This window comes from Gimesia sp., assembly GCF_048260065.1.
Taxonomy (GTDB): Bacteria; Planctomycetota; Planctomycetia; order Planctomycetales; family Planctomycetaceae; genus Gimesia.
On record NZ_JBLXHC010000001.1, the window covers coordinates 345,385 to 357,018 of the forward strand.

Annotated in this window: 10 protein-coding genes; 5 read left to right on the forward strand and 5 right to left on the reverse strand. The window is 48.0% G+C overall.

Going from position 1 to position 11,634, the window contains the following annotated elements:
* The first annotated feature begins 66 nt into the window (after positions 1 to 66).
* On the forward strand, positions 67 to 597 hold the full coding sequence (locus ACN0YN_RS01265; protein WP_417383160.1) for a hypothetical protein: 531 nt from the start codon (positions 67 to 69) through the stop codon (positions 595 to 597).
* Positions 598 to 735: 138 nt separating this feature from the next.
* On the opposite strand, the gene ACN0YN_RS01270 is transcribed toward ACN0YN_RS01265, so the two are convergent.
* Complete coding sequence (locus tag ACN0YN_RS01270) at positions 736 to 1,425, reverse strand: RNA polymerase sigma factor (RefSeq protein ID WP_417383161.1); 690 nt, start codon at positions 1,423 to 1,425, stop codon at positions 736 to 738.
* 155 nt (positions 1,426 to 1,580) lie between these two features.
* On the opposite strand from ACN0YN_RS01270, the gene ACN0YN_RS01275 reads away from it, so the two are divergent.
* Entirely contained in the window at positions 1,581 to 1,805 is a 225-nt protein-coding gene (locus ACN0YN_RS01275; RefSeq protein WP_417383162.1) for a hypothetical protein, read from the forward strand.
* A 92-nt stretch (positions 1,806 to 1,897) separates the two neighbouring features.
* Positions 1,898 to 2,101: a hypothetical protein gene (locus tag ACN0YN_RS01280; protein ID WP_417383163.1), complete on the forward strand. Its 204-nt coding sequence runs from the start codon at positions 1,898 to 1,900 to the stop codon at positions 2,099 to 2,101.
* A gap of 48 nt (positions 2,102 to 2,149) precedes the next feature.
* Here the strand turns inward: ACN0YN_RS01280 and ACN0YN_RS01285 are convergent, their stop codons facing one another.
* The gene (locus ACN0YN_RS01285; RefSeq protein ID WP_417383165.1) at positions 2,150 to 6,070 is read right to left on the reverse strand and encodes a protein kinase domain-containing protein; all 3,921 of its coding nucleotides are present in this window, start codon (positions 6,068 to 6,070) and stop codon (positions 2,150 to 2,152) included.
* A 483-nt stretch (positions 6,071 to 6,553) separates the two neighbouring features.
* On the opposite strand from ACN0YN_RS01285, the gene ACN0YN_RS01290 reads away from it, so the two are divergent.
* On the forward strand, positions 6,554 to 6,952 hold the full coding sequence (locus ACN0YN_RS01290; RefSeq protein WP_417383166.1) for a hypothetical protein: 399 nt from the start codon (positions 6,554 to 6,556) through the stop codon (positions 6,950 to 6,952).
* Positions 6,953 to 7,517: 565 nt separating this feature from the next.
* Here ACN0YN_RS01290 and ACN0YN_RS01295 read toward each other — a convergent pair.
* The 3 genes from ACN0YN_RS01295 to ACN0YN_RS01305 form a co-directional block, all read right to left on the reverse strand.
* The gene (locus tag ACN0YN_RS01295) at positions 7,518 to 9,005 is read right to left on the reverse strand and encodes a protein kinase domain-containing protein (protein WP_417383167.1); all 1,488 of its coding nucleotides are present in this window, start codon (positions 9,003 to 9,005) and stop codon (positions 7,518 to 7,520) included.
* Between the two features lie 25 nt (positions 9,006 to 9,030).
* Entirely contained in the window at positions 9,031 to 9,258 is a 228-nt protein-coding gene (locus ACN0YN_RS01300; RefSeq protein WP_417383531.1) for an integrase core domain-containing protein, read from the reverse strand.
* Positions 9,259 to 9,479: 221 nt separating this feature from the next.
* Positions 9,480 to 10,076: an RNA polymerase sigma factor gene (locus tag ACN0YN_RS01305; RefSeq protein ID WP_417383168.1), complete on the reverse strand. Its 597-nt coding sequence runs from the start codon at positions 10,074 to 10,076 to the stop codon at positions 9,480 to 9,482.
* A 637-nt stretch (positions 10,077 to 10,713) separates the two neighbouring features.
* On the opposite strand from ACN0YN_RS01305, the gene ACN0YN_RS01310 reads away from it, so the two are divergent.
* The coding region (locus ACN0YN_RS01310) for a hypothetical protein (RefSeq protein ID WP_417383169.1) at positions 10,714 to 11,634 on the forward strand (921 nt) is incomplete at its 3' end.

The following is an 11,634-nucleotide window of genomic DNA, read 5'->3' on the forward strand; positions in this document are numbered from 1 at the left end:
GAAGGTGAGATTATGACAGCAGTATTTCAACAGAGAAACAGGAAAAGTGGATTCACACTTTTGAAAATGATGCTCACAATTTGCCTGATTGCTGTTCTGATTACTTCGCTGTTACCCGACATTCAGCAGGCAAAGGATTATTCTCTGCAGGGGCCACACAAAGAGGGACCATATTGGATTTACCGTGAATATGAATACGCGGGGGGGCCGGTAGTGCATGAAATCTCCGGATCTTATCAACATTCACTGCAGGAAATTCTGGATATGTATGCGGACAGCCTGAGAAAACAACAGGAGCAGTATCTCCAGGAACTGTCAGCCGAGAAGAAAAAATCAGTCGCAAAGCCTGCTACACGGGATACGATTCCCGGGAATGAGTCAGAGATCACTGAATCTGTTTTTAATAAAAATGAGGTGGATGATTTTGTATATGAGAACTCTTCCCGAGAAGAAATTATCGAGATCAAAAAGAGAGCCATTAAGAATTTCAAGCTCGAATTATCTCGAAACGCAGCATCTCTGGTGGCACGTCGAAATCTGGTTGCAGCAATCCAGCGCCTGGAACAGGATCTGAAACGACTGGAGTCAATGCCCTGAAATGGGACTGTATGAAGCAGTTGAATTCTCGAATATCACGGATGGGTAATCACACCAGGTTATACTGTATTTTTAACTATGTCGCTGAGACAAAACCGTATGGTCTGCTGCGGAATAAATCGGGTATGTTTTTCGAATTCATTCATCAGCGGTATCAAAAAGCTGGCTGGCGGTCTCCTGTAAGTTGCGCCACAGGCGGCGTACGGTTACCTCTGCACAACCCAGAATCTCAGCGAGTTCTGCATTTTCAATCTGATGTGCGCACTTCATCCGCATGATTAAAACGCGTCTCACATCAGTCTCTGAAGCCCCCGTTGATTCCGCAATGCCCGGCACATCCAGGTTGGTATGACTCGCCTCCAGAATCTCTTTCCATGCGGGAGTCAGCTGCTGTAAAACGAACTCGATTGCGTCATTGATGAGGGCTGCAGCCTGTGGATCTTCGGCTCGGTTGTCAGCGAGATCTGCTCCCGGACCACTTATGAGAGAATCACCTGCTGACATCTGCTGTTCGGTTTTCATGGAGCGTTTGGCAGCCTGATTCCATTCGACTTTTCGCATCACCTTGCGACCAGCCAGATGGGCCAGTAACCGCCAGAGTTCGCCGGATTCCTCCAGCTGAAACTGTCCCTCTCGCGCTTTCTCAAAAAAACTGCGATAGACCGACTGCGCGATATCATCAGATCCGACTCGCCTTTGTAATTGTGGAGACATTCTTCGTTCTGCGAACCGGTCCAGTTGTGCGAAATAACGTTCGAATAACGCCCCAGCTGCATCATTATCCCCGGCCTGAAACCGTTTCAGTAGCTGCACTGAATGTTCTGCCATTGCGGAAGTCCTTTGTAATTCAATGTTTACGAGACTGAGGCTCTGGGTTCAGAAAAAAATAAAAAAACAGGTGGATTCAGTGATCAGATTTGCGATCGGAATCGGCTCTTAGAGTAACGAGGAAATAATTCAACCACTTAACCAGGAGAAACACAATGGTAAATTCAACTCAAACTCAAGTCGCAGCAGTCAATGTTAATCACAACCGGATCTCAGGAATTGCTCAGTCTTCTTTCACTCAGCGACAGTCACAGGTTTCTGGTTTCACTCCCCGCCGTCGCCCGGTTTCCATGCTGGAAACCTCCATGGTTCAGCAGCAGCAGGAAAACGAACGGGTTCAGGCTCTGATTGAGACCCAGTATGAATGTATTGAATTTTAATCAGAAGTTTCAATGCGAACAGTGATCGCAGGAGACTGAAAAAACGGCTGTGAGAGTGTAAGACCATCCCATTTACCTGTTTTGGAGCCAGAATGATGACTTTTACTAAATCAAGCAAAGTTGAACAGACCTCTTCCCCCGCCGCCTCAAGCAACAGTGTGCTCTCAGTCTGTTCCAGCATGTTTCGAATCAGTCGCAAAGTTGCATACTACAGTGTGGCTTTGTTCGGAATTTCTCCGCTGTTGCCTGTGATTGTCTTTATGTATGCGTTCAAAATTCTCGACGAATCCTGCTAGACTCATGGAGCAGCACTTTAAGTTGTTCCCAAGTTCGTGTCTTTCACTCTATCGCTTAGCTTCTACTGTTTTCCACTTCGCCTGCAGTTCAGAAAACCAGTCATTATCGGCGGACACGGAATCAGGCATCATCGCTCCAATGACGGGTAACCATTCATCAGGCTGGTCGGTCGCTCCTGCCAACGGACTCTCGTCTGATATATGCAGGTATTCCGGGGAGGAACGTGATTCTGAGAGAACGGAAACGTTAGTTAGTCTTGGATCTATTTTTGTAAGATCAATAATGCGATTTTCCGGTGATTGTGAATAACCGTTTTCTTCAATCCTCCAGTGTGCTTTGATCGCAGCTTTATTTGGCTGGATATTCGGAGTAAAGGCAAGGGGATTCTGCTCGGTTAAATACAGATTCTGATAGATTTCCGTTTTCTGCTGTTCGAACCCATTTCGAATTTTGATTGGTGCCATGACGCTTTGAAAAAACGTGTTTTGGAAGATTTTGGAGATCTGGTTGGTCGATCCAATCTCTTGAAGTACGATGCTGTTTTCTTTTGGAGAATCAAACACATTTTCCGCGATGATCACCGAATTCGTGGGGTGATTTTCATCTTCGTAACCTCTCACCATTAATTGGACATGTTCCCCCAGGAACCAGTTCTGATCAACGGCTAAAATAGTATTACCATAGAGATCCAGTTCCGCTGCAGAGACAAACAGATTGTTAGAAACATGGATCTCACCCGAAGTTGATATCAGGAGTCCTTTCAATCGATCCTCAGGTGATGTTTTTTCTGGTGCCTGAAAAACACAGTCCATGACCACAACGTAGTTGGGATGATTCTTGCCTGTCACACCGATCGTTACGAGTCTCGCATTGGGAATCGCTTGTTCCATTTCAAAATCAAATCCCTGCAGCCGAAAGGAGCCTGCTGTTACCAAGTTGTGCCCGTAGATATTATGATGCCCCTGAGGGTGCGGGACGGTGTTCCACTCAGGAGTTTTGATCACGGTTCCCACCCGGGAGATGAGCCCGATATTCTCGGGTAACGGCCTTTCTTCAATATAGATTTTTTCCTGGTAAGGACCCTGATCCAGCACCTCCACCACTTCACCGGGCTGCAGTGCTTCCAGTGCTGCCTGAATGCTTTTGAACTCACCTTTTCCATCCTGGGAAACGGTCCGGATGGTTCTGCCTGTCAGCCAGTCTGCCATACCTTCCGTCTCCGCTTCAGAGATGAAAGGTCGGGCAAAGCTCCAGCGTTCGATCAGCTTCGTCAACCAGTCCCCTTTAACAGGAGCGGGACCCGGTGGATAAGCACCACAGCCAGTGGGAATCGTATCTGTTGTGTTTAAAATCTGGTACCGCAGAAAGTGTTCAGGATCGTTGAGCGAGGCGAGATAGGAACTCGTCTGGATTTTCACGTTTCCATCTGCAGGGCGGAGTATCATCTTACCAATGTCGTAGTCGTTATAATAAACATTATTCAAAATTCGCCATTGATCGGGGAGTGCATTGAAATCAGTCATCGCATTGCCCGAGAACCACAAAGGCTGCGTATTTTTCAGGAACACATTTTTCTGAATTATGACCGGGTGGTGTGAAAGATCTTTTAGAAAACCGATTGCCGCTCCACCATGAAAGAGATTCTGCTGAATCGAAAGATCCATGTTGGTGTTTTCCGGCAGGTGAAAGGAAATGCTCTTATATTTGTTCTGGCTGAAGACATTTGTCTCAATGTCGATCTGACAGCGTTCCTTCAATTCTTTGTGATACGTACTGATATCTAATTGAGACATCAGGCCTGGTTGAAACCAGTTGTGTTTCAGGGAGAGTTGGGTATTTTCCTCAGCATAAAATGTTGCTGACGATCCAAAAATACAGTGACGGACCTGAATGGTCTTTGAGCCCTTGACCGTCAGACCGCTTGAATAATGTCGCTTTGAGTATTGGTGCGTATTGTCAAAAGCCACAGAAGGCGGCGCCTCAAACACACAGTGATCTACAGTGAGATCTTGACAAGGACTAATATTGACGAGGTCAACATCCCGTCGGTGGCCTCCCCGGGAAAAATAGATCCCACTGAGCCGAAACTCTTTGATGTTGTTGAGCGCATGGCCGAAATAGCGACCTTTGTGATTGAAACTATCACTAACACTGTCCAGAGCTAGGACCGTTCCCATTCGGGAGACCAGTCCGGTATTCGGAGGGAACTTTCCCACCCGGAGAGTCTCTCGATAGGGGCCCCTGTCTAAGACTTCTACCACCTGTCCTTCCTTAAGCGCCTCACAGGCTGATTGTATGGAACTGAACTGACCACTGCCGTCCTGGGCAACGGTCAGGACCTCTCTTCCCTTGAGCCACTCGTTTAGTGAGGGTAGTTCGTCATCGTCAGCGGTTACTTGTGCGGGAACGGTGACCGGAGAATTTTCCGCGACCGATTCCGTGGCAGGAGCCGGCGACACCGGACTGTTTTCAGAAGGCAACTCTGTTTCAGGACGAGGGACGGTCTCTCCCTGCCAGGAATTCTTAAACGCGAAACCAAAGAGGCCCAGAACACTCAACATGCCGATCGCCAGAAAAACATTGCGTCGCTGCGAGCGGGCTGGTTGCGGCATGATGATCGTTGTTGCGTTCACGAGATCCTGTTTTTCAGGCTGGTTCTGTTCCTGCGAAATCAGAGTGGATTCATCCTGGTCGAACGAGATCCCGGAGGCCAACAAAGCGGAGATCACTTCATCCATGGTGGCATAGCGGTCCTGGGGATCTTTGGCGATCATCCTGCTGAAAATCGAATTCAATTCGTCTGGTATCTCAGGCCGTGTCTGGCTCAGATCAGGAATGGGCTGTTCGCGATGGGCTAACAAGCGGCTCATGACAGTGGAACCGCCGAACGGTGGTTCGCCGGTCAATAGAAAATGCAGAACACAGCCCAGACTGTAGATATCAGACCGCTCATCGGCAGTCTTGGTATCCAGGGCCTGTTCAGGGGCCATGTAATTGACCGTTCCCATGATAGCGCCTGTAGACGTTAAGTCTGGGGTATGGGTGCTGGTATCATCTTCCAGCTGCGATTGATCGCGAAATTTCGCCAGGCCAAAGTCCAGAATCTGCACGAAATTCTTCTGCTGGTTGTAAATCAGGTTCCCGGGTTTGATATCCCGATGGATCACGCCCCGTTGATGTGCATGCGACAAGCCCTCTGCGATCTGCAGTATGACCGAGACCGTCCGTTCCACGGAAAACGGTCCCTGCTGCCTGATAATGGTGGAGAGGTTCTCTCCGTCTGCCAGTTCCGAAACGAGGTACAGCATCTGCTGATATTCGTCTGCGTGATAGGCTGTGACAATATTGTGATGATTGAGGGCCGCCGCGGCCTGCATCTCGCGTTCAAATCGTTTGCGCAGGTCCGTATTGTCATGCAAATGCGCGGGGATCAGCTTGATTGCCACGGGGCGCTTCATCCGCTTTTGCCGGGCGCGGTAGACGACTCCCATGCCTCCTTGACCCAAAGGCTCAATCTTATCATATCCGGGGATGGCAGGAGGCAAAGAGGCCTGCTGCTCCTTAAAGAGATGATCGAGGTGCCTGATCAGGACTTCCTCTTTCAAGTCGTATTCAGCCACGAAACCGGTGAGGGAGATCTCTTCGACCGTGGATAATCTCGACTGGAATTCACGAATGATCAAGGCACTGTTGAGTTGTGCGATCGAACCCAATTCAGGAAAGCGTTGCAGATAATCATTCAATAATACAGGCTTTGTCTGCGGCTCTGCTTCACTGAAGAACTGCTTCCAGCGGTATTCCTGGTCGAGCTCCACCAGATCGGGTAACAGACTGCTACGCGCACTTTCAGAAAGACCTGCCAGAAGGTTTTCAATTTCTGGTGTCTCACCGTTTCTCCACTGTTTTTCAAACTCTTCGAGTAACCTGTCCTGGTCATCCGATTCATTCGGAGATTGTAGTCCGACCATTAAATTGCCTGTAATACGGTTAGCTCAATGAGGTACTGAATCAAAAGAAAAACAGGTGCATGATTGATTTACGATGGCACTTTTCCTGATGAGCAAAATCCAGCCATGCAGAATTCAAGTCCCCAGTGTGACGCCAGATAACTGATTACTTTTTGAATATGACAGTACGACTCCCAGGTATCATAAAAAATGGTAAGTCGTTAAAAATCAGTGAGTTCGTTCATTCTAGCTATACCTGTACGTGAGCACAAATAAAAAACGGATTCAACGGCGCGAGCATATTAACGAGAACGTGTATTGGCACTTCCCGATTTGCGGTAGTTCTTTTCCATGACGGATCTCTGTGATTGATCTGAAATAAAAAACATCATTTTTTCAAAATCGCTGATCAGGTTTGCTGTTGAAACCGGCTTACTGAATAGAAGCAGGGAACATCCCCGATAAACCAGATTCAGAAGAACCGGAAAACTGAGGAACCATCCTATGAATGCAGCGAACCAGATTACGTTAGACAATCCCTGGCGACTCCCTCCGCGGTCAATGATCAAGGTTGCAGCCTGCCTGTTAGTTGCTCTCTGTCTACATTCAGAAGCGAAGGCAGATCAACGGGTCTTCCAACAGAACCTGGGACGCAATCCTGTTAAAGGCTGTATCGAATTCTATTCCAGTTCCACCGGTAACAGTGGTTCTTATCGCGTGCGAAATACGACCAGTCAGGATCTGAAATACCGTGTCCGGATATTTATGAAGAACGGAAAGTCGACGACGCGGGTCATTCATGCTTCCGCATTCAATTATTCACGCCCCTCTGCATTTTCCTATGCCGGCGTCAATCGTATCGGGATAGACCGGGTGGACCTGCTGTTTGCCAGAGCCGAATAAAACTGAGTGGAATTATCAAAAAGCTGAGTCGTTCTCCGCATTCCTGTGTAGGGCTTCTACCAACCAGGGAATGCTCCTGTTTGTTTAACTGACTGTTCGAGGTAACTGAAAATGAATCGCTATCAATACTTATTTGCCGTCCTGTTTTGTTGCAGTCTGTCCGCATTTCTTTCGAGCACCGCCTCTCATTCAGAATGTTGTTTTGAAGCAGGTCAGAATCCGGATTCTCTGTCTGAGGAACTGTCTGCTGGTATGATCGATTTTAATAATATCAAAATCAGAGACTAGAAGTGACACGTCTCTGATTTATTGAATCTCAAAATTGCAAAACAAGATCAGTTCATGGACTTTATGAGATTGAAGACATCCCTGATTCTTGTAACGCAGTGAAACTTAACCCGGGGGGCTCAAATAAAATTCGGGCTGATCACGTTTGCAAGAAAAATGACCAATGGACGCAAATCAGACGACTCTTAAGTCTGAGACTCTGATTCAACAATTTATTTCGCACCAGAAGAGAATCTGCAGGCCGTTTGAGCAAATTCCATATGGACTGCGCTCAGCTCTACCCCATCATCCTCCTGCTCACCTCTTTCGCGGTGGGGCGTTTGTCGGGATCCATCGCTAACAGGTCGATCAGGTCGCTGCGGAACTCGTGGGGAATCTTCTCTGTCAGAGATTCGACGAAATCAGCTCTCCATAAAGCTGAGATGATTTCCAGTGCTGTCATGTCGCGCATTAAAGATTTACCACACAGCATCTCTACGAAAATTAATCCCAGGGAGAAGATGTCGCTGGCTTCACTCAATCGAGCTCCGCGTGCCTGTTCGGGAGACATATAAGCCGGGGTGCCAGAGATCCCGTTGGGACCTGCAGCCGAGACCGTGGTTGGCGCTAGTGGATGGGAATCGAGCAAGATGGTTTCATCTAAATCCAGCTCTGATTCTTCCGATACGGTAGCGAGATCTGCTTTCGTCGTTACCGGGAATTGCGGTACGGAATCGGAACTGTTTCTGGTGATGACATCGATCTGGCGATAAGAACGCGCGAGCCCAAAATCGACAATGACCGGTTCGACTCCTCCGCGCAGCAGAATATTCGCAGGCTTCAGGTCGCCGTGAACGATTCCCTTTTCGTGGGCGGCAGCCAGTCCCAGGGCGATTTGATGCGCGACCCTGCGGAATTGACGGTGTTCGAATCCGTTGCCGATCATCTCTGCGAGTGAGCCACCGTCAATATACTCCATGACGATCGTCGGTAAGGTGTCGATGGTATCCGCAGAATAAAGCGTGCAGACATTCGGATGATTGATACCGGCCGCCGAACGTGCCTCCCGCAGGAGTTGTTTTTCGGTTTGATCATCCTGTTTTGAGATCACTTTGATCGCGACTTTACGTTCAAGACGCAAGTCGTCGGCTTCGAAAACCTGACCGAACGCTCCCCGTCCTAACTCCCGTTCGATGCGGTAATGCCCGAGCACTCTACCCGCCTTCAGTAGAGACGTGGTATCAAGCACACCATCGGCACGCTTCCAGTTGGCCGGACAGAGTCCTCCGGACTGTAAAGCGTCTAAAATACGCAGCACGTCTTGAACATTACGGCCCACGCTCAAGTCATAACTGGCGGCGAAGCGCAGGGTCCCTTTCGGGTCAATCAGAAACAATCCGCGATTGGGCAGACCGTCGACCTCACGCCAGACACTAAAATATTGACACAGCGTGCCCTGGGGATCAGAAGCCAGGGGAAATCGGAGTCCTGATACACCTCCTTCATTCGCGGAGGTATTCAGCCACTGCAAGTGTGTCTCGACCGAATCGATGCTCACCCCGAGCAGTTCGCAGTTGAGTTGATCAAACTGCGATTTCTCGGCACTGAATCCTGTGAGTTCGGTGGGACAGACAAAAGAGAAGTCATGTGGATAGAAAATCAATGCCAGCCAGCGTCCCACGTAATCTGCGGATTGAATCTGCGTGCGTTGCAGGTCGGGAGTCACCGCGTGCAATTGAAATTGTTGAACCTGTGAACCAACGACACAGCTTTGTACGGAGTTCATTAAATCTCCTCAATGACTTTTCTATTTAAGACGCAACGCGAACGAAGGCAACCCCGTGACCTGCCTTAAACCTGTTCCTGGTCTTATTAAGGTTAGGGCAGGTAGTGTATCCCAGCAAACTGTGGGGATGCTGCCCATTATAAGCTTCTTTCCAGTCAGCTGTGAGCCTACGGACTGTTCCCAGACCCTTAAATACTTCGACTGCCAGGAATTTATCCCGGAATCGATTGTTGGAGCGTTCCGCATAACCGATTACCCAGTGGGTTCCAGACCGTTGTCACTCCATATGCAGTGCGGCACTCCTCTGGAAGAAAACCGTTCGGCCAGAGCATCAATCACATCCCCGCTGCGAATGTGTCGATCTACTTTCAATGCCAGACATCCTCGGGCAGTTCCCCGAAGTGATTTTCAATTGTTGATGAGTTCACCCGGGAATGCGAGATCAGAGGTCTGTTTCACAGAGGGGATAAGGACTCAGTCTTCTCCCAGATAAATACGTATTTTCTGAAATGCCCGCGATCGAATTTTACGGATATTGGCAGGTGTCATATTCATCTGGCTGGCGATGTCCGCCGTTGATTTTCCGGAAAGTAAGAACAGGTTCAAAACCTGTTGCTCATTCTCGTTCAAGCCGGAGAGTCTGATAACTCCTTCGGTAACGTCTCTTGTTTCTTCAATCGTTTCGACACGATCATCGATCAGATTTTCAAGCAGTTTGAGGTTATCAGAGCCTCCGGCAGGCGCAATCTGTAATTTGCGTAAATGGTTCCCGACAACATTGCGCAAGCAGGATTTTAACAGCTTGATGTAGCTGTGCCTGCCATTTTCCAGTCGCAGCTTCTCCGTCGCCATCACTTTGATCACAACTGTGAGAGTATCCTGAATGAGATCCTCAATTTCTTCCTGATCATCCAGAAGACGAGTCGTTAACCTGGAAAGGACCCACTGTGAAAGTTCCATCAATCTGTTGCAAGATTCGGAATCACCTTCAGAGGCCCGATTAATAAGTGTGGTGGAAATCGATTCAGAGAACATGGATAGATTAACCGTATGGGGCGAGAAGAGTTTCATGACAGTGTCTGCTGTGATTTGTATCAGGCTGACTAAAGTTGCTTATTGACTGTGCTTTTCGTTAGAGGCATCGGATGGAACCGTTTGTTCTGCGTCTATCAATCTATTGTTTCTCCCTGTGCAACAGGGAAATCGGACTTATATGGGCAAATACTGTACGTTATCTGTTGTTTCTTTACCGGCATCGACTCGAGCAGTTCGGGGTACTCCCCATCAAACCTTTATGGGACCTGATGTGAAAATCTGGCTGGTTACCAGGTTGTTTCTGCTTCATCTTTAAGTTTCACTGTCGGGGCAGAATGGGTGATATGGATGATATTTTTTAATTATATGTCCAAAGTACTGCAATTCATGTCACATAACTGATCACTGGTGACACCTATTAATATGTAGATCATATTGCCTCCAACTGCCTTCCTCAAAGTCTAATTAATTTACGAAAATTATCAAATTTACAATTATTCAGGTTTGATAACCTGAGTAAAGTGTGTGTATAAGTTTATTAATGATCACAAGTATATTAATGGTGTAATGTTTATTCGATTGCGTTAATGTGAACAAAAGGGATTGTTTTTTTGAGAGTCCAGATAGTCACACTCAGAATACTTTGAGACACAGCTAAGCAAAGGATATCAGGATGCTACTGACGAACTGGCTGAAAAATCTATTTCGCAAGCCAACTAAAAACCGTAGAAATCGACGTGTATTGCGAGCACGGCAACACAATTGGGGGCGACAATCGGCAGTAGAAAACTTAGAAGATCGTACACTATTAACATTCGTATCAGTGCTGTCTGGTTCTGATGTGGCCTTTCAGGGATCTTCTGGAGATGACAGTCTTTCCCTCCGCGAACAGGATGGGACCGGGTTGCTGGAATTCAGCACCGATGGGATTAACTTCACCACGGATCTGGGGGCTGGGAGTTCTATCGCGGTTGCTGCGATTACTGGTCTGAGTATCAACGGTGGGAACAATCAGGATACGATCGATCTATCTGATCTGGATGGTTTGGTAATTACCGCAGAGGTTACTGGCGGTCATGGTCACGACCACTTCATCACAGGCTCTGCAGACGTCGACTTTCTTTACTCAGGAACGAACAACGGCTCGGATTCATTCTCAGCGAACGGAGTCGGTGACAGTAAGATTCGCGTGCTGAGTGACAATACTGTCGTAGGACTGGCCAGTGGCTTTAATAACGGTGTCGATGAGATCGACGTTGCTGACTTTAACAATGTGCGTGTGGAGGGGACAACCGGAGATGATGTTCTGGATTTCTCTGCTGTAGCCTTTACTAATTTTAACAGCAGTTTCCAGGTCTACGGTCATAACAATAACGATACGATCACGACCTCCAACATTTCCGCAGGTGTACGGTATCAGGGGGGGCACGGTAACGATCACTTCATTATTGGTGATGCCGATGCGACTTTCATCTATTCAGGGACAAATAACAGCTCCGACAGCTTCACCACAAGCAGCACAGGTCTCGGTAAACTTGTCGCCTTAAACGATAACACTGTAATCGGTCTGGCGAGCGGCTTCAACGACGGAGTT